Source organism: Aestuariibaculum sp. M13 (assembly GCF_024723255.1).
In the GTDB taxonomy this organism is placed as follows: Bacteria; Bacteroidota; Bacteroidia; order Flavobacteriales; family Flavobacteriaceae; genus Aestuariibaculum; species Aestuariibaculum lutulentum.
Map to the genome: position 1 here is coordinate 55,123 of NZ_JANIAC010000006.1, position 19,671 is coordinate 74,793.

Annotated in this window: 13 protein-coding genes; 3 read left to right on the top strand and 10 right to left on the bottom strand. The window is 36.0% G+C overall.

Features of this window, described 5'->3' with window-relative positions; all coding sequences use genetic code 11:
- Positions 1-13: 13 nt before the first annotated feature.
- Genes NO995_RS17300 through aspS form a run of 4 tightly spaced genes read right to left on the bottom strand, consistent with a single transcriptional unit; the run spans position 14 to position 5,684 of the window.
- Positions 14-250: a hypothetical protein gene (locus NO995_RS17300; protein WP_258228585.1), complete on the bottom strand. Its 237-nt coding sequence runs from the start codon at positions 248-250 to the stop codon at positions 14-16.
- A gap of 3 nt (positions 251-253) precedes the next feature.
- Complete coding sequence (locus tag NO995_RS17305; protein WP_240575175.1) at positions 254-2,044, bottom strand: chloride channel protein; 1,791 nt, start codon at positions 2,042-2,044, stop codon at positions 254-256.
- 43 nt (positions 2,045-2,087) lie between these two features.
- The gene (locus NO995_RS17310; protein ID WP_240575176.1) at positions 2,088-3,881 is read right to left on the bottom strand and encodes a chloride channel protein; all 1,794 of its coding nucleotides are present in this window, start codon (positions 3,879-3,881) and stop codon (positions 2,088-2,090) included.
- Between the two features lie 48 nt (positions 3,882-3,929).
- Entirely contained in the window at positions 3,930-5,684 is a 1,755-nt protein-coding gene (gene aspS, locus NO995_RS17315; protein WP_240575177.1) for an aspartate--tRNA ligase, read from the bottom strand.
- Between the two features lie 212 nt (positions 5,685-5,896).
- Between aspS and NO995_RS17320 the strand changes: the two genes are divergently transcribed.
- Positions 5,897-8,467, top strand: a complete 2,571-nt coding sequence (locus tag NO995_RS17320) for an alpha/beta hydrolase-fold protein (RefSeq protein WP_258228586.1) — start codon at positions 5,897-5,899, stop codon at positions 8,465-8,467.
- Positions 8,468-8,613: 146 nt separating this feature from the next.
- On the opposite strand, the gene NO995_RS17325 is transcribed toward NO995_RS17320, so the two are convergent.
- Genes NO995_RS17325 through NO995_RS17340 form a run of 4 tightly spaced genes read right to left on the bottom strand, consistent with a single transcriptional unit; the run spans position 8,614 to position 15,247 of the window.
- A complete protein-coding gene (locus NO995_RS17325) occupies positions 8,614-12,081 on the bottom strand; it encodes an efflux RND transporter permease subunit (RefSeq protein ID WP_240575178.1) in 3,468 nt (1,155 codons plus the stop codon).
- Positions 12,082-12,093: 12 nt separating this feature from the next.
- Positions 12,094-13,266 carry an efflux RND transporter periplasmic adaptor subunit gene (locus NO995_RS17330; RefSeq protein WP_258228587.1) on the bottom strand — a complete coding sequence of 391 codons (1,173 nt, stop codon included), beginning with the start codon at positions 13,264-13,266 and terminating at the stop codon, positions 12,094-12,096.
- A gap of 27 nt (positions 13,267-13,293) precedes the next feature.
- On the bottom strand, positions 13,294-14,640 hold the full coding sequence (locus tag NO995_RS17335) for a TolC family protein (protein WP_258228588.1): 1,347 nt from the start codon (positions 14,638-14,640) through the stop codon (positions 13,294-13,296).
- 1 nt (position 14,641) lies between these two features.
- Positions 14,642-15,247, bottom strand: a complete 606-nt coding sequence (locus NO995_RS17340; RefSeq protein WP_240575181.1) for a TetR/AcrR family transcriptional regulator — start codon at positions 15,245-15,247, stop codon at positions 14,642-14,644.
- Between the two features lie 123 nt (positions 15,248-15,370).
- Between NO995_RS17340 and NO995_RS17345 the strand changes: the two genes are divergently transcribed.
- On the top strand, positions 15,371-16,345 hold the full coding sequence (locus NO995_RS17345) for a polyprenyl synthetase family protein (RefSeq protein ID WP_258228589.1): 975 nt from the start codon (positions 15,371-15,373) through the stop codon (positions 16,343-16,345).
- Positions 16,345-16,695 (top strand): hypothetical protein, encoded by a 351-nt coding sequence (locus NO995_RS17350; RefSeq protein ID WP_258228590.1) that lies wholly within the window; start codon positions 16,345-16,347, stop codon positions 16,693-16,695. Before NO995_RS17345 ends, NO995_RS17350 begins: the two co-directional genes overlap by 1 nt.
- Positions 16,696-16,737: 42 nt before the next feature.
- On the opposite strand, the gene NO995_RS17355 is transcribed toward NO995_RS17350, so the two are convergent.
- Entirely contained in the window at positions 16,738-18,738 is a 2,001-nt protein-coding gene (locus NO995_RS17355) for a TonB-dependent siderophore receptor (RefSeq protein ID WP_258228591.1), read from the bottom strand.
- A gap of 62 nt (positions 18,739-18,800) precedes the next feature.
- Positions 18,801-19,643, bottom strand: coding sequence for a hypothetical protein (locus NO995_RS17360; protein WP_258228592.1), 843 nt, complete (start codon positions 19,641-19,643; stop codon positions 18,801-18,803).
- Positions 19,644-19,671 lie beyond the last annotated feature (28 nt).

A 19,671-nucleotide genomic window follows, 5' to 3' on the forward strand; every position in this document is an offset into this window, starting at 1 on the left:
AACGCCTTAATAATTAAAGTCTATTGTCTTTTTGCGACTTACGCATTTCTTCTAAATTTTCTTTAGTGAGCATGTAGTCTTTTATGTTTTTGTCTTTCCAACGGTAATAGGCAAATAGGGGAAAGGCTATAAAAAAGAGACCCATAACGCCGAAACCAATAAGTTTTTGAGAATATGGCGTGTCCAATACAAAGCCGGTAATAATGCTTGCAAATACTAGAATAAATATGATAATGATGGCATATTTCATGGGTTATTGTGTGAATTTTAATAGTTGCCTTCTGTAGGCTGTTAATAATTTTGATTTAGAAATGTAACCGAAATATTTTCCGGATTTAACTACGGGTAAATTCCAGGCTCCGGTAGATTTGAACTTGTCCATAATGTCGTTCATGGTATCTTCATCGTAATTAATGATTCCGGCATCGGCATGCATCAAATCGGCTACGCTAACTTTGGTGTAAAGATCGGCATTAAACATCATATGTCGTATATCATCGAGTCTTATTACACCTAAAAATTCATTTTCGTTGTTTACTACAGGAAAATGGTTTCTTGAAGACTTCGCCACGGCTTCATTTAAAATATACCCCAGAGACATCTCGGGTTTTAGTTTAACAAAGTTGGTTTCTATAACTTTATCGATATTTAATGACATGAGGGTATTTTGATCTTTATCATGCGTCATGAGTTCGCCGCGTTCGGCTAGTTTCATGGTGTAAATAGAATGCGATACGTAATATTTTGTAATGGCAAACGAAATAGCAGCAACAATCATTAAGGGCACAAATAGCTCGTGGCCACTTGTAATTTCGGCAATTAGGAATATAGCCGTTAACGGTGCATGAAGTACACCTGCCATGAGTCCGGTCATCCCTAAAAGGGTAAAATTAGCTTCGTTAACCGAGAACCCAAGTCCAATATTATTTACAATTTTAGCAAAAGCGTTGCCTAAGGCGCTACCCATAATAAGTGTTGGAATAAAGATCCCGCCAACACCACCGGCACCAAAAGTGGTGGTCATGGCAATGGCTTTAAATATCGTAATTCCCAAAAGCATAGCAATCACAATCCAGATATTATCGAGGTCTAAACTTTTAAATGGTGTGGTATTTATTGCAGAAAGATGATCACCTTTTAAGAGGTTGTTCATAATGCCATAACCTTCACCATAAAGTGGTGGAATAAAGTATAGCATGGTGCCAATAGCAAGTCCGCCAATTAATAAGCGTTTGGCTCGGCTTTCAAACTGTTTGAAAAAGTTTGTAATGCCAAAAAAGACTTTTGAAAAGTAAACCGATGTAAACGCAGTAACAACACCCAACAGGATGTAAATAGGAATGTCGTTAAAATTGAAGGAATCTTTTATAATAACATGCAGCAAAACATCTGTTCCTAAAAACATATACGAAGTTATAACCGCTGAAACAGATGCCAGTAGTAATGGTACTAATGAGGTAAATGCAATATCGAGACTAAAAATTTCAACGGCGAAAACTATGGCTGCAATGGGTGCTTTAAACATGGATGCCATGGCTCCGGCCGATGCACAACCTATTAAAAGTAACCGGGTTTTAGTATTCATATGAAAGAGCTGAGCGGTATTAGATCCTAATGCCGAACCAACACTTACCGCAGGGCCTTGTAAACCTACCGATCCTCCAAAACCGGCTGTTAACGGAGCAGTAATTAAAGCGGCATAAATATTATAGCTGGGGAGAATACCGTTAAGTTTAGATAATCCATATAGTGTTGTAGAAATGCCATGGCCAATATGTTTTTTTAGCCAGGTTTGCTTTATAATGAAAACTAAAACCAATCCAATTATTGGAAAGATGAAATATAAGGTATTTTGATAGTTTTTAAATAGATTGAGTTCGAGAAGCGACCGAATAAAATGGGTTAGATTTTTTAAAACAACCGTTCCCATACCTGCAAGCATGCCAACCAGTACACTTAAAATATAAATGAATTGTCGTTCGGAAATGTGTTTGTATTTCCAGATTAAAAATTTTCGTAGCAGGCTTTTAGCTTCAAAGGACATATTTATAAAGTTAATAAATAAATGCTTTTGAAGCTATTCTATATTAAGAATTTACCTGTAGCGTAATTAGTTGACGACGGTAAGCCGTTAATAATTTAGATTTTGAAATGAAACCAAAGTAGATGCCGTTTTTTGTAACCGGTAAATTCCATGCGCTACTATCTTGAAATTTCTGCATAATGTCAGTCATTTTATCTTTATCTAAATTGATAACTGCCGGTGGCTTTTGCATAATATCTGTAGCTTTTACTTCCTGATAAAGCGATTGATCGAACATGATAGGACGCAAATCGTCTAATAGTATAATGCCTTGAAGTTTTTGCGTATCCTTTTTAACAACAGGGAAAATATTTCGGTTTGATTTTATCACGGCTTCATGAATCATTTCTTCAAGAGTCATATTAGGTGTAATGGCAATAAAATTAGTTTCAATAACTTTATCGATATCCATTAAGGTTAAAACCGCGTGGTCTTTATCGTGAGTAATCAGTTCTCCTTTTCTACCTAGTTCCATATTATAAACCGAGTGGTGTTTAAAGTATTTAGTAATACCAAACGAAATGGTTGCGGTTAACATTAACGGAATAAAAAGTTCATAACCTCCGGTAAGTTCCGCTATTAAGAAGATAGCCGTAAGTGGGGCATGCAGTACACCGGCAAGTAAACCCGCCATGCCAACAAGGGTAAAGTTACTTTCTGAAACCGGTTCATTAAATAAACCACAATGGTTAATAATTTTAGCCATGCAGTTCCCCATAATACTTCCCATAAATAAGGTAGGTGCAAAAATACCTCCAACACCACCAGCACCAAAGGTTAAACAACTGGCAATAACCTTAAAGAATATAAGTCCGCCCAAGAGCATAACAACAATCCAGATGTTATCGGTGTCCATATGAAACAGGTTGCTTTGCAGTGCTTTTTCAGGGTTTCCAATAATTAAGTTGTTAATAACATCGAAACCTTCACCGTATAACGGCGGAATTAAAAAGATAAGTAAACCTAACCCGGCACCTCCAATAATTAATCGTTTTACCGGCGATTCAATTTTATCGAAAAACGTATGAATCCTATCATAAATTTCAGTAAAGTAGATGGAAATAAACGAGGCTACAACACCTAAAAGAATGTAAAAAGGCGCATCGTTAATATAAAACTTGTCCTCAATTCTAAATGGTAAAAGAATATCGTCACCAAAGAAAAAGTAAGATGTTAAAATGGCTGAAAGCGATGCCAGTAATAACGGTAACATCGAAGCAATAGTAAGGTCTAAACTAAAGACTTCTATGGCAAAAATAATCGCGGCAATTGGGGCTTTAAAGATGGAACTCATAGCACCAGCGGCGGCACAACCAATAAGAAGGTTTCTTGAGGTTTGGTTCATATGAAACATTCTGGAAATGTTAGAACCAAGGGCAGCACCAGTAGCTACGGTTGGGCCTTCCAATCCTACCGACCCACCAAAACCAACCGTTATCGGGGCCGTTAAAATAGAACCAAACATTTGGTAGCGTTTCATGATACCTTTACGTTTTGCCATAGCGTAAAGGGTTGAAGGAATACCATGACTTACCTTATTTCTTATAACATATTTAATAATTAAATAGACCAGAGATAAACCAATGATTGGAAATAAAAAATAAAAAGCATGATGATAGTCTGCTATAAGTTTACCTTCCAACAGATGCTGGAAAAAGTGTGTTAAGTTTTTTAGCACAACGGCACCAACACCAGATGTGAAACCTATAACAATACTTAAAATATAAATAAATTGTCTGTGAGAGATGTGTTTGGCTCTCCAGATTAAAATCTGCTTTAAAATGGTTTGTTTGGGCATGGCATTTATAACGCTATCAAAAAATCCTGCAAAAAGCAGGATTTAGAATTATTGTTTTATGTTAAGTTGTAAGCTTAGTTCTGTTAATTGCGCATCATCAATTGGAGCAGGTGCATCAATCATAACATCACGACCAGAATTATTTTTAGGGAAAGCAATGAAATCACGGATGGTTTCTTGTCCTCCTAAAATAGATACTAATCTGTCAAGACCAAATGCTAAACCACCATGTGGCGGTGCGCCGTATTGGAAGGCATCCATTAAGAAACCAAATTGAGCTTTTGCCTCTTCAGGAGTGAAACCTAAATAATCGAACATTAAAGATTGGGTTTCTTTATCGTGAATACGAATAGAACCACCTCCAATTTCGTTTCCGTTTAACACTAAATCATAAGCATTAGCTTTTACATCGCCCGGATTGGTTTTTAGTAGTTCTAACTGTCCTGGTTTAGGAGAAGTGAATGGGTGGTGCATCGCATGGTAACGCTCGGTTTCTTCATCCCATTCTAAAAGCGGGAAGTCCATAACCCAAAGTGGAGCAAACTCCTCAGGGTTTCTTAAACCTAAACGTTCTGCTAATTCCATACGTAAAGCACTTAACTGCGCGCGTACTTTATTTTTATCGCCAGAAAGCACACAAATTAAATCGCCTGCCTTAGCGCCGGTAACTTCAGCCCATTTAGATAAATCGTCGTTATCGTAGAATTTATCTACTGATGATTTGAATGTACCATCTTCATTACAACGACAGTAAACCATACCTAAAGCACCAACTTGCGGACGTTTTACCCAGTCGATTAACTGGTCGATTTCTTTTCTGGTGTATGCGTTTCCACCAGGAACCGCAATACCAACTACCAATTCGGCACTATTGAAAACACCAAAATCTTTATGTTGAGCAACGTCGTTTAACTCGCCAAATTGCATACCAAAACGAATATCTGGTTTATCGTTTCCGTATAAACGCATCGCATCGTCGTATTGCATTCTCGGGAATTTATCAATCTCGATACCTTTAACTTCTTTAAGCAGGTGACGTGTTAAACCTTCAAAAGCATTTAAAATATCTTCCTGCTCAATAAAGGCCATTTCACAGTCTATCTGAGTAAACTCAGGTTGTCTGTCGGCACGTAAATCTTCATCTCTAAAACACTTTACAATCTGGAAGTATTTATCCATACCACCTACCATAAGCAATTGCTTAAAGGTTTGTGGCGATTGTGGTAAAGCGTAGAACTGACCTTCGTTCATGCGTGATGGTACTACGAAATCACGGGCACCTTCAGGGGTAGATTTAATTAAGTAAGGGGTTTCAACTTCTATAAATCCTTCTTTAGATAAATAGTTACGAACCTCTTGTGTGACTTTATGTCTGAAGATTAAGTTGTTTTTTACCGGATTACGACGAATATCCAGATAACGGTATTTCATACGTAAATCTTCACCACCATCTGTTTTATCTTCAATAGTAAACGGAGGAAGTTTAGCCTCGTTTAAAATGTTTAATTCTGAAACTAATATTTCAATATCTCCGGTTGGTATATTCGGGTTTTTAGAAGCACGTTCGATTACAGTTCCTTTAACTTGAATAACAAACTCACGACCAAGGTTCTGAGCCTGCTCCATCATGTCTTTCGATGTGCGCTCTTCGTCGAAAACCAATTGGGTAATACCATAGCGGTCTCTTAAATCTACCCAAACTATAAATCCTTTATCTCTTGATTTTTGAACCCAACCAGCAAGGGTTACTTCTTTATTAATATGTGATGCATTTAACTCACCACAATTATGACTTCTGTACATAATGAAATTTTAGAGTTGCAAATTTAAATAAATACAATGGAGTACGAATTTTTTAGGGTGTTTTTTTAAGGGAATAAAAGGAAAATGGATTGAGTTGGAAGCGATTTTTATTTGTCGTTGTTTAGGGGAGTGTGTGCGTTATTAGTCGAAAAGATATTTTTTACGGTAAATAAAAAGATAGCTTTAGTTAAAAGTTTAAATTTTAGCTGCTTATGATTAGGAATATTTCGTTTTTAATTGTTTTAATTTTCATTTCAATTCAGATTCAAGCCCAACAAAGAACTGGTAATATTGTTGAGTATTTTGGAAAGGAAAAGGTAGAAACTATTGAAGAAGGAAGGTTGATACATGTCTTTAAAGAGGCACTTACTTTAAAAGTGCCAACCTATAGGTTTAATTCGTCGACCTTTCCCGAGGATCCGGTTTTTAGCCGATTTTTAATGCATGATGGTTATGAGCCTAAAAAAGATGAGGTTTTTAATGTTGATTTTTTAGGAGAGCCCATGGTTTGGAAAACCATTACGGTTGATACGTCAAATACATTTAATGATCGTGAATTACGTTCCAGCTATGTGTGTTTAAAATATAAATCAGGTGCTGAAAAAACAGTTTTATTTGAAGCTTCAGGACATTCGTTAGTACTAATTAATGGTATGCCGCATGAAGGCGATCACTATGATTTTGGGTACAACTTAATTCCACTAAAACTAAAAAAGGGATTGAATGTTTTTGTGCTTAAGGTAGGGCGTTTTCCAAGAATTCGAGCCAGATTAATAGAACCGGAATCTGAAATTCAGTTTACAACAAGAGATTTAACGATGCCAGACATCTTAGTCGAAGAAACTAAGGGTTTTAAGGGAGCCATACGCGTCATAAACGGAACAGAAGGATGGTTGAAAAACTACACCATAGAGTCTACCATTAAAGGGAAGGCTATAAAAACCGAGATTTCAAATATACCACCAATGAGTGTTAGAAAAATACCGTTTTCAATTGCTCATGTCTCAGATGATACCGTTTTGGGAACTTACGATTTAACATTAAATCTGATAAATAACAAAAAGGAGTCTCAGGATATAAAAACAATTCCTGTAGAGGTTAAGTCTAAGCATAAGCATCATAAACGTACATTTATTAGTCACTTAGATGGAAGTTTGCAATACTATAGTGTTGCGCCGTCGAGCAATGATACCTTAACTAATGGCGCTTTGTTTTTGTCGGTTCACGGGGCTTCGGTAGAAGCGGTTAATCAGGCCAATGCGTATAAACAAAAAGATTGGGGAAATTTAATAGCACCAACCAATCGACGTCCGTTTGGTTATGCCTGGGAAGATTTAGGACGTTTAGATGCCTTAGAGGTTTTGACTGATGCAAAAGATATTTATCAACCCAATCCACAAAAAATATATTTAACTGGGCACTCGATGGGAGGCCATGGTTCATGGTATTTGGGAGCTACCTATCCCGATAAGTTTGCAGCTATTGCACCTTGTGCGGGTTACCCCGACTTGTTATTGTATCGAGATGTGTCTTTAAATAGAATTTTAAAAAGTTCTGAAGAAGAATTGCGAGCATTTGGAATCACCCCAAAGGTTTTAAGTCGCTTGCAGTTAACGCCGGAATTGAATCCTGTGGAAACTATTATTGAACGGGCAGGGACGCCAAGCAGAACTTTAAAATTGATTAGAAATTATCTGCACCATGGGGTTTATATTTTACATGGAGAAAAGGATAATGTGGTACCAACGTACATCGCCCGAGATATGAGAAAAAGATTAGGAGAATTTCATCCCGATTTCACCTACTACGAATATCCTGAAGGAACACATTGGTATGGTAACCATAGTGTCGATTGGCCACCAATCTTCAATTTGTTTAGGGAAAGAACGATTCCGGAAGATAAGGATGTCGATAAGTTGGAGTTTTATACAGGAGCACCGGGAGTGTCATCAAAATCACATTTTATAACCATTCATCAGCAGGAAATACCTTTTGAGGTAAGCTCTTTTGATTATTCAAAAGAAGAGGGAAAGCACATTTTAAAAACAGATAATGTAGCATTAATTGAGATGGATTTTAGAATGTTCGATAAGGTTGAAAGTGAGCTTTTAGTTGATGGTGTTTCTTTTTCAATAAACGGAAATGAAATGTTATTCTTAAAGAAGGAAGATGGAGAATGGAAAACAACTAATAAGCCAAGTTTAAAGGAAAAGGGACCGCATAGAAATGGTGGTTTTAAGGATGCTTTTAGAAATAATGTGGTTTTTGTATTCGCTACAAAAGGGACACAAGAAGAGAATAATTGGTATTATAACAGAGCGCGTTTTGATGCTGAAACAATGTGGTATCGAGCGAATGGTTCGGTAGATTTGGTTAAAGATGTTGATTTTTCTCTGTCTAAATATGCCAATCGTAATGTTGTGTTGTATGGGAATAAAACAAATAATGCTACGTGGAATCAATTGTTAAAAGAGTCTCCTATTCAAGTAGAGAATGATCAGGTTGATATTAATGGTAAAAAACTATCAGGAGATCAATGGGGGATGTATTTTATTGTACCCAGAACAGATAGTGATATAGCAAGTGTTGGAGTTGTTACGGCCAGTGGAGAAAAAGGAATGAAAGCAGCATACATGAATCATTATTTAGTAAACGGAACGACGTTTCCTGATGTTTTATTGTTTGATGATGAGGTGTTAATTAATGGAACATCGGTAGTAAAATGTGCAGGTTTTTTGGGAAATGACTGGTCTGTTGAACGAGGTGATTTTGAATGGAAATAGCCCCTTTTTATATTTTGAATTAGTCCATTAAAAAAAGCCCTGACATTTGTCAGGGCTTTTCTGCTATTAATTAAGGCTTAAAGATAAAGCGTTAACTAATCTTCAATTTGAGTGTTAGTCACCACAGTAAATTGCTCTTCAATATTTTATGAACGCATTTTTGAACGATACCACATTTTAAGCTTCATACTTAAGAAGAATAAAACAGGTACGACAATCAACGTTAAGAAGGTTGCTATAAATAATCCGTAGATTACGGTCCATGCTAATGGACCCCAGAATACCACGTTATCACCACCAATATATATGTTCGGATCAAGTTCGCCGAATAAGGTAAAGAAGTTAATATTTAACCCTATGGCTAAAGGTACTAAACCTAAAATGGTTGTGATTGCTGTTAATAATACTGGGCGTAAACGGGCTTTACCTGCTTTAACGATGCTTTCATATAAATCTTCAGTACCTAAGTATTCTTTGCGATCGATATCTAAATCATGCTTTCTTCGGTCAATTAAAAGCTGAGCATAATCGAGGAGTACCACCCCGTTATTAACCACAATTCCCGCCAGCGAGATGATTCCCACCATGGTCATCATAATTACGAATGGTTTTGCTGTAATTACTAGTCCACCAAATACACCAATAAAACTTAAGAAAATAGCCAACATAATAATAGCTGGTTTTGAAACTGAGTTAAACTGGAAAATTAAGATGAAAAAGATTAAACCAAGACCGGTAAAGAACGCACCAACAAGGAATTTCATTTGTTTGTTTTGTTCTTCAATTTGTCCTGTATAATCTATTTTAATGCCATTAGGAAGACCTTCGTAGCTCTTCATTTCATTTTGAATTTGAGCAACAATGGCACCTGCATCGGTAAATCCTGGTGATAATGCCGAATATACAGTTACCACACGTTTAGTGTCGATATGTTTAATGGCACTAAACCCAGAAGTGTTTTCATGACTTGCCACTGCAGAAAGTGGAATTTCTTTAAGCTGACCTGTATTCGTTCTAAATGTAATATTCTGATTGAATAAGGCACTTGTATTATATCTGTTGGCTTCGTTAAAACGTACATAAATATCGTAGTCGTCACCATCTTCTTTATAGATGCCTGCCTTAGATCCAAATATTGAGTTACGTAATTGTTGCCCTATTTGTGCAGCACTAATGCCTAATTCACCGGCTTTTTTCCTGTCGATAGTAACTTTCATTGATGGCTTATCTTTATTCACATCAATTTTAAGTTCGTCGATACCAGGAATATTTTTTCCGTTAATAAACTGTCGCATATTCTCGGCAGTTGCGATTAATTCATTGTAATCATCACCTTCAATTTCAATGTTAATCGGGGCTCCGGCAGGTGGTCCTTTGGCGTCTTTTTCAACCGAAATTAGAACTCCTGGATAAACACCAACTAAGCTTTCCTGTACTTTTTGACGTAATAATTCACTGTCTGCTCCACGACGGTATTTGTATTCGCGCATTGAAGCGGTGATTTTTGCTTTATGAGGCATTTCGGCAGCCGAACCACCATCGGTTTGTGGGTTTCCGGCACCTTCACCAACTTGAGAAACAGCGCTTTCTACTAAGAAATTGTAATCGCCATCTTTATATTGATTATCATCTAAAACCTTATAAACACGATTTTCAATTTCCTTGGTTATGGCATTGGTTTTTTCAATCGCTGTACCCTGCGGATATTCAATGTAAACAATGATTTGATTTGGTCTGTTATCTGGGAAGAACTCCACTTTTGTGCGCTGTGCTTTTAACGACATTCCAAATGCTATGAATGAAATGATTAATAAGGAGAATGTACCAATACTAATAATATATGGCATTTTTCCTGAAAGCGCCCAACGCAATTGTTTTTCATATAAACGTTCCAGTTTTACCAAGGTGTGATTTTGGAAATGGTTGGCGGCTTTACGTAAAAACAAACGGTATATCCAAAGTAAGCCAACTGTTACAATCATTAAGGTTCCTAAACCACGATAAGCACCACCAGTAAAGACCACTATTAAACCAAGAACTAACATTATAATCGACATTCTTATAATGCGTTTTAAAGGCATGTCTTTATCTTCAATAGTCATGAATTCTGATACCATTACCGAGTTAAAGAAAATAGCAACGAACAATGAAGATCCTAATACAACCGATAGTGTAATTGGTAAAATCATCATGAATTCACCCATAATTCCCGGCCATAATCCTAACGGAATAAAGGCGGCTACGGTGGTTGCTGTAGAAATGATAATCGGGAACGCAATTTCACCAATACCTTCTTTGGCAGCACGCATTCGGCTCATGCCTTCTTCGTCCATTAAACGGTAAACGTTTTCAACAACCACAATACCGTTGTCTACCAGCATACCAAGCCCCATGATTAATCCGAAAAGTACCATAGTATTTAAACTATATCCCAATCCGTTAAGAATCATAATAGACATAAACATCGACATCGGGATGGCAAAACCAACGAAAATGGCATTCTTAAATCCTAAGAAGAACATTAACACAGTAACTACTAAAAGTACCCCGAAAATAATGTTGTTTACTAAATCGTCTACCTGACCAATAGTTTTTTCAGACTGGTCGTTGGTTATCGTTACTTTTAAGTCTGCTGGAAAAACATTTTCAACGGCATCTTTAACAATAACCTGAATTTGTTCTGAAGCTGCCACCATGTTTTTACCAGCACGTTTTTTAACGTCTAGCATCACTACAGGAGCACCAAATTCTCTGGCGAAGGTGGTTTTGTCTTCTTCTTTAAATTTTACTACGGCTACATCTTTTAAGTAAATGGCATGACCATTTTCAGATTTAACCACGAAGTTTTCAAGCTCTGATGGTTTTTCAATTTCACCAATAATACGAATAGTTCTTCGTTGTCCGCTGGCTTTTAAATTACCTGCAGACATGGTCATGTTTCCGTTGTTAATAGTATTGATAATATCGCTGAAGGTTACTTTGGCAGCCATCATTTTATAAATGTCTACGGCAACTTCAACTTCTTTTTCCTGAGCACCACGAATATCAGCTTTTTTAATTTCAGCTAAATCTTCAATTTCATCCTGTAAATGCTCGGCGTATTCTTTTAATTTTTCAATAGGATAATCGCCGGAAATATTAATGTTAAGAATTGGCATTTCTTCCGAAAGGCTCAACTCAAAAACATCTGGCTCGACTTTGGCACCATTAAAAGTAGGCCAGTCTTCGCTTGAGGTTTCCTGATCTATCTCGTCTTTTACCTTTTGTTTGGCGGCTTCAACCGAAATATTTTCGTCGAATTCTACCATTAACATACCGTAATCTTCCTGAGATGTTGAGGTAATTTCAACCACATTACTTACCGTTTTTAAACGGTCTTCCAGCGGATCGGTAATTAATTTTTCTATGTCTTCGGCTGTATTTCCGGGGAAAACAGAACTGACGTAAATTTTAGTTTCATTAACTTCAGGGAAGCTTTCTCGAGGCATATCGAAAAAGGCCGCAACTCCTAAATAGAAAATGACAAGAATAAGCACGTACATCGTGGTCTTATTGTCTATCGCCCATGAAGAAAAACCAAATTCTTTATAGATGCTTTTTTTGTTTTTTGACATTACGTGTTTGGTTTAGTAGTTAATGATTTCAACTGTTTGTCCGTCTTTAACGCTACGTGCACCTTCCTGAACAATTTCAGTTCCGTTCTCTATACCACTTAAAACCTCAATAACATCGCCTTGTGTTTTTCCGGTAGTAATAATAACACGGTTTGCTACGCCAATATTTTTATCGTTTTTATCTGAGATAACGTAAACATATTGTTCGCCATTTGCATTCTCTGAAATGATACTTTGTGGAATTAATAAGGCGTTTTCGTTAGTATAATCGTTAATTTTTAGTCTTGCCGTTAAGTTAGGCTTGATAGACTTGTCCTTATTTGGAATACCAACTTCCACTTTAAACGTACGGTTGTTTGGGTTGATATAATCTCCGGCCTGACGTACTTTAGTCTCAATGGTTGTTCCTAAAATAGGAAAGTCTACAATAACGTTTTTACCTTTGGTAACATCGGCGATATAACGTTCCGGGATATCGGTTTCAATATACATATCGTCAAGGTTAACCAAACGCATTAATTGCGTTTGCCCGGCTGCTACAACACTTCCTTGTTCTGTAATAACATCGTCAATAGTTCCTGAAAAAGGCGCTCTAACGGTTGTTTTAGCGATTTGTTGTTCTAACTGACTTACGGCTTCTTCTTGAGATTCGTAAGTTGATTTAGCTTGTAAATACTGAATTTCACTACCAATGTTTTGTTCCCATAAACGTTTCTGGCGCTCGAAAGTGGTTTTAGCTAAATCGGCCTGGATTTTAAGCTGTGATAATTGCTGGCTTAAACCACCATCATCAATTTTTGCCAATAATTGCCCTTTGCTTACTTTTTGTCCTTCCTTAACGTAAACGCTAGTTAAAATACCGTTATATTCTGGCGTGATGACTAATAAATTTTTAGTAGTCACGTTACCTTGAATTTCTAATGTATGATTAAAAACTTCGGTCTCGGCCTTAAAAGCTGTAATTAGAGGGACGTGTTTTACCGTGTCTAATTTTGAAATAGCTTCGTCTAAAAGTTTAATTTTAGAATTTATAGTTTCCTGATCGTTAACCAGCTCGGCGCGTTTTGCACGAATGGTTGTTAGGTTGTTGCTCTCTAAAACTTTTTCAACAGAGTTTCTTTTCTTTTCGCCTCCACAAGAGACCAATAGAATACTTACGATGAATAATGAATATATCTGTTTCATTTGAAATTGAAATTTTCTTTTGATTGATTAATTTATTTGAATTGTATTTAGAATCGTTTCCAACTCTGCTTTGGTATTAATAACATCTAGCATGGCTTGTAGAAACTCTTGTTGTGCGTTGTATAACTGCGTTTGTGCCTGGCGTAAATCGAAACTTGAACCAATACCTTCAAAAAATTTGGTTTGGTTTTTACTTTCAATACGCTCGGCAAGATTTAGGTTTAGTTTTTTGTTTTCGTAATCTTCAATGGCGAACTGGTATTCACTTTTGGCCGATGCGATTTGAAGTTTTAATTGTTGTTCGGTTTCCTTTAAATCGTTTTCAGCTTTTTCAAGATCGATTTTTACACGCGCTGTGGCAGCAGTTCTTCCTAAAGAACTAAAAATAGGAATGTTTAAACTTACTCCAAACAACGAAGTTCCAAACCATTCCTGGTCTTTACTTAAAAAATTAAAACTATTTGAAAACCCCGAATATCCGCCGTTTAAAAAGGCGTTAAGTGTTGGCATGGCTTTACTTTTTTCGAGTTTTAAAAGTAATTCCTGTGACACTTTTGAATTTTCAGCAATTTTATAATCAATGTTGTTTTCTACATTTTCTTCAGTGCTTAATAACGATAAACTAATGTTTTGAGCCGTTAGCATTTCCAGCTTGTCACTTAATGTTGTTTTAGCGTTAATATCAATGCCTAAAGTAATGTTTAGCATTTGGTAAGCTAAGACCTTTAAACGCTCGGTTTTGTTTAGATTACTCATTAAGCCGGAAAGGGTAATTTGTAATTGCTCTACACTTTCTTCCTCTTCTAAACCATTTTCAAACATTTTAGAAGTGTCGTTAACATTGTCCTCTAAAATTTTACGGTCTTTGTTTAAAAGGATTAAACTTTCTTCTGCTAATAGCACATTTCCGTAAGCGTTAATAACGGCTTTTCTAATTTCTAAATCCGTTTTTTGTTTGGCATTTTTAGAAATATCTAAATATACTTTAGCTGATTGTAAACCTACAATATACGACCCGTCAAATATTTTTTGAGTGATGGTTGCTGTGGCTGTCATGTTTTGTTTTGTTCCAAAAACAACTTCTTCAAACTCGCCAGGGTTACCTCCAAAAGCTTCTGCTGGAATTAAAGAGACCTGTTGTTTTAAGAAATTTTGATAATCTACGGAAGCGCTTAATTGTGGCAAACCGGTAGCTGTGGTTTCCCATTTTTGTTTTTCCGCAGCATCAATATCCTTAGCAGCGTTTATGGCTGTTCTATTGTTTTCAATGGCAAAATTAATAGCTTCCTCTAAACTAAAGGAATACGACTGTTCTTGTGAAAACATCGATATAGAAAGCAATAGACTAAATAATAGTATAAGACTTTGTTTCATTTTATGATTGATTGTTGTTTAAATATTCAGTTAAATGTTCTAGCCCTTTTGGGGTGCATATACCTCGTAAATGATATTCCAAATAGTTGTTCATTAAGGTGTGCATCGAAAAATTATTTAAAGGAAATAGTTCTTTATCCTTTAAAGACATCATACTGTTGAAATAGATTTTCGAAATGAACTCTTTATTAATGGTGTCTCGGTATAACCCCATTTGAACACCACGATCTAAGTTGCTAATCACACATTCACCCATAACGCAAGATTGTTTTTTCATTAAATCGGCGTAAATCTTCGGGTAGTACTTTTGAAGCTGAAATTGAGGTGATGATTTCTCATCTTTTAAATGCTTCATAACAAAACGCTTTATTTCGTAAAGTTCTTCAATCGGTGATTTGTCCTGCAGAATGATTTCATTAATACCTGTTTGTATGGTGTGATACATATACAAGGTAGTGGCTTCTACAAGATCGTTTTTGTTTTCGAAATATTGATAAAGTGTTTTTTTCGACATGCCAAGGGCATTGGCAAGTTCGTCCATCGTCACACTCTTAAACCCATAGTTTAAGAATAATTCTGCAGCTGTTTTTAAAATATCATCTTTCATAAGTAGCACAAAACTAAGCTAAGAAACTTTAAAAACAAAAAAAGTTTCCTCAGTTTTAACAGTTTTTTAATATTGCATTAAATTGGGTTGCATTAGTTAGGGCAATTACTTTATTTTTGTTCCATGCAAAACGTACTATTTTATCAAGACGCTGTAACGTCGTACTTAGAAGGGTTTACTAAAGAAAGAGAACCTGTTTCTTTATACAATCCGATAAATTATATTTTACAATTGGGTGGCAAGCGTTTGCGTCCGGTGTTAACATTAATGACTGCTGAAGCCTTTAATGTTGATTATAAAAAGGCTTTAGACGCAGCTTTGAGTATTGAGGTGTTTCATAACTTCTCTTTGGTACACGACGATATTATGGACGATGCGCCCTTAAGACGCGGACAAGAAACAGTACATGAAAAATGGGATGTAAACACCGGGATTTTATCGGGCGATGCGATGCTGATTATGGCTTATCAGTTGTTCGAGAAATACGAACCAACGGTGTTTCAGGCTTTGGCAAAATTGTTTAGCAAAACGGCACTTGAGGTTTGTGAAGGTCAGCAGTACGATGTCGATTTCGAGATTCGCGATGATGTAACGATTCCGGAGTATTTAAAAATGATTGAATACAAAACAGCTGTTTTGGTTGGAGCAGCCATGCAAATGGGAGCCATTGTGGCAAAAGCTTCAGAAGAAGATCAAAAAGGGATTTACGAATTTGGAAGAAACCTTGGAATTGCCTTCCAGTTGCAGGATGATTATTTAGATGCGTTTGGCGACCCTAAAACCTTTGGAAAACAGGTAGGAGGTGATATAATTGAGAACAAAAAAACGTATTTGTATATTAAAGCGGTAGAGTTTGCTTCCAAAGAGAACAAGTTAGAACTGCAGCATTTATTTAGTTTAAGTCCGAGTGATCCTTCAGATAAAATAGAAACAGCAAAAAACATATTTTTGTCGAGTGGAGCTGCTGAAGCAACGAGAGCTGAAATTGAAAATTATACCAATAAAGCGTTTGAAGTATTAGAAACTTTGAATATTTCTGAAAAGAATAAGGACATATTAAAAGCATTTGGTTCAAGTTTAATGAATAGAAACGTATAATGCAGTTGCCATCAACGTTTGAAGATTTAATAACTGAAGCTAACAATTTAGACTTGTATAGTAAATTAGTAGTGCAGTTAAATAAAGACTTTTTACTGGCAAATATCGATTTAGATTTTGATGAAGCTATTTTACCTTCCAGTTTAAAATTGATGTTGCACGAGACGATTTATAAACTCATTCAGGAAAAATTTGCCGATTATTTAAACCTGCTATACATCATTGATGTGTCTGAAAAACAAGTGAAAGAACTTGATGGGAGTGATGTTTTAAAACTCTCTGAAGATGTTGCGTTTTTGGTATTAAAACGGGAATGGCAAAAGGTATGGTTTAGACATAAATATCAATAACATAAAAAAACACCCTCTTAGATAGAGGGTGTTTTTTTATGTTTAATTGAAAACGAAAGATGTGTTAATATAAAAATTGCGTCCTTGTCTGGCTATATTATTCCAGTCGGCGTAGGTTGAATAGTAAGTATCTAAAATGTTTTCAACACCATATTTTAAAACCAGTTTGGTGCTTTTTAAATAATACATGTTTCCAAAGTTTAAATTCAGAACACCATAAGAAGGTGTTTCATTTTCTCCATAAAAACTGCTGTAATTACTTTGGTTTCCGTTGCCTTCTAATTGTAAAGCCGCATTAAAGTGCGTTGTTGTGTAGGTTACTTCAGCTAAATAGGATAATGGTTTTATAAGCGGAAGCGGTTCCCTGTTACTTCCTGTTCCGTAGTTATAACCAATTGAAGAATTTACCGAAAACTGCTTACTAAATTGGTAACTTGTGTTTAGATATACATCGAAAATAGAAGCGTCATTTAAAGCTGTGTATAATTTTACGCCGTTCGCACCAATGGTCATTGGGCTTAAGCTGGAATCGATTTCGCCAATAATATAATTCTTAATAAGAAAATAGGAAGATTCTAAGCCTATTTTAAAATTATCGGTATGATAATTAGCTTTTATATTAGCTTCGAAAGCTTTTTCGTTTTTCATATTAGGATTTCCAATATAATCGAAATTGTCAAAACTATTATAAAGGAAAAACCCGTAACCTTCACTAACCGAAGGTGCACGCTCTCCATAACCTAAGCCAAAAGATAGATGATAATCATTCTTGTGCAGATTGTAATTTGAAGCCGCCGACGTTAAGAATCGGTTTTTAGAATTGGTTAAATCCGCATAGAAAATTTTTAAACTTTCAACGCCTTCATCTTTTGCAATGGTGTTATTGTGAAACCCGAATCGGACAGAAGTGTTTATGGATTCTGAATCATTTAAAGTGTAATTATCTTTAACAAATAAACCACTGTAACCTGTTCTAATGTCTGGCCAGGTATACATAAACATGCTCGGTTGATTGGAGTCGTTAGGGTACATGGTCATTTCGGCTAATGAACGATTGTAAAATCCATTGAGGTTGAAACTTAATTGATGTTTATTTTCAACTATTTTTAGTTTACTGTAAAAACCATAAGTATCACTCCATCCGGGCATATCCATACGAATGGGTACATCAGGACGTTTAGAGTCGTCCATAATATGAGTGATGGTGTTAAAATACAGTTTAGTTTCCCAAGATTTTATGTAGCTGAGGTTGCTATTGTAATTATGTGATAACGATGTTATAAAAGCTTCGGCTAACGATACATCCATAGGTAGCGCTGGGTAGCCAATATCCGTGGCTTTGTCGTAAATAATATTAGCATCCAGACTGTGGTTGTCCGATAGTTTGTAACCCGCTTGAGTCGACAGATTGTATTTTTCAAATTGTGAAAACAGAACTTCGGTATTGTTTCCGGCATCATAATTATCAGATTTTCGGTAAATACCATCCGTATTTAGGTAAAACTTTTTGGTTGAATATTCCAGTTCTAAACCTCCGGTTTTGTAGTTGCCATTGGTTTCGTAGCCTAAATCGATACTTGACCTTAATCCCGAATGATTAAATTTAGATTCCGGTAATTGTAAATCGATAGCGCCACCAATATTATGTCCGTTTTCTGATCCTTCCTGTCCTGAATGCACAGCTACTTGTTTCAGATTTGAGACATCTACATACGAAGTTATTGGATCCATTTTATCGGTGCAGGCACCAAAAATCTGCATCCCGTCAATGGTTACATTCAGGCGTTCGCTGGTCATGTTATTTAACGTTGGTTCCCAGGCGTAGTTTCCGCGTTTTATCATGGTAATACGATTCGATTTTTCTAAATAATCGTCAATACTCGATAAGGTTTTTTCTTGACGGTAATTACTCAGGTCTTGGGTGCCAATAACTATAATTTCATTTAACAGCGTGGTATCTTTTTTTGTAATGACATGTGTTTCTTGTCCAAAGGACATACCACTGAAAATAATGCCCAAAATGAGAACAATATGTTTTTTCATTTTGTATCTATATTAAAGAACAGTATCGTATTGTATTGAAACACGATACTGTTGCTTGAGTTTTAAAATTCTAATTCCAGATATAAACTGCTTTGAATATTTTCTTCGGTAACATCTTCGCCTTTTAAAACCGTATTTTCTGAATCAATCAGTTTTAGGTTTAAAATCCAGTATCCTGTCATGGTTAACGATAAATTGGCGTGATACATATTATCAATGCTGTTGAATGATAAATCGGTGTTATTTGGTGAACTGTGATTTCCCATGCCAGGCATTCTCGGGTCTAAAGTTAAAGTGTAGTCTTCAACCACAGGAAAAGACATCATGGTTTCCATAGTGTAAAGACCAACAACTAAATTGTTTATGCCAATTATTGGATTGCTTGGTTCAATTAGGGCTACAACATAACGTTTACCATCACTTCCCATAAAGCTACTCACATTTTGTAATTCATTTTGTAAAACGGTAATGGTATCGGTAACGGTATACTCAACATCATCAATGGTGTAATTGATAGTTAATGACCAGCCAGAGCCATCGGTGTTGGTCATTTGGTAAATAATATAACCTTCATAAAGTGTTTCTTTATCAGATGCTTTTGAGACCTCAGATTTTGGACACGAATGCTGCATGGTTGGCATTTGCATAACAGGCACCCAGTCTATTGAGGCGTTTTCAATATAGCTTTTTGTTGCGTTATCAATAATTCGAACACTTATGGTATTGTAGCCAGTATAGAATCGGCCAGATGTTGTGTAAAGTTCAATAGTATGTTTGTCGTTTGATAGGTTTTGAACTTTAATTAGATTGTCCAATTCGTTAACTATGTTGTCGTCATTATCGGTTGAACAACTAACAGAGAATATAGTAATAAAGATTAAGGGTATTATATGTGTAAGTTTCATTTTTTTGTAATTCAGTTTCGTGTATAGC

Bases quoted from the DNA above. Each gene is read 5' to 3' on its own strand.
- NO995_RS17340 (WP_240575181.1), bottom strand. From the start codon at position 15,247: ATGAAAGATGATATTTTAAAAACAGCTGCAGAATTATTCTTAAACTAT.
- NO995_RS17345 (WP_258228589.1), top strand. From the start codon at position 15,371: ATGCAAAACGTACTATTTTATCAAGACGCTGTAACGTCGTACTTAGAA.
- NO995_RS17335 (WP_258228588.1), bottom strand. From the start codon at position 14,640: ATGAAACAAAGTCTTATACTATTATTTAGTCTATTGCTTTCTATATCG.
- NO995_RS17330 (WP_258228587.1), bottom strand. From the start codon at position 13,266: ATGAAACAGATATATTCATTATTCATCGTAAGTATTCTATTGGTCTCT.
- NO995_RS17325 (WP_240575178.1), bottom strand. From the start codon at position 12,081: ATGTCAAAAAACAAAAAAAGCATCTATAAAGAATTTGGTTTTTCTTCA.
- NO995_RS17355 (WP_258228591.1), bottom strand. From the start codon at position 18,738: ATGAAAAAACATATTGTTCTCATTTTGGGCATTATTTTCAGTGGTATG.
- NO995_RS17350 (WP_258228590.1), top strand. From the start codon at position 16,345: ATGCAGTTGCCATCAACGTTTGAAGATTTAATAACTGAAGCTAACAAT.
- NO995_RS17310 (WP_240575176.1), bottom strand. From the start codon at position 3,881: ATGCCCAAACAAACCATTTTAAAGCAGATTTTAATCTGGAGAGCCAAA.
- NO995_RS17360 (WP_258228592.1), bottom strand. From the start codon at position 19,643: ATGAAACTTACACATATAATACCCTTAATCTTTATTACTATATTCTCT.
- aspS (WP_240575177.1), bottom strand. From the start codon at position 5,684: ATGTACAGAAGTCATAATTGTGGTGAGTTAAATGCATCACATATTAAT.
- NO995_RS17300 (WP_258228585.1), bottom strand. From the start codon at position 250: ATGAAATATGCCATCATTATCATATTTATTCTAGTATTTGCAAGCATT.
- NO995_RS17305 (WP_240575175.1), bottom strand. From the start codon at position 2,044: ATGTCCTTTGAAGCTAAAAGCCTGCTACGAAAATTTTTAATCTGGAAA.
- NO995_RS17320 (WP_258228586.1), top strand. From the start codon at position 5,897: ATGATTAGGAATATTTCGTTTTTAATTGTTTTAATTTTCATTTCAATT.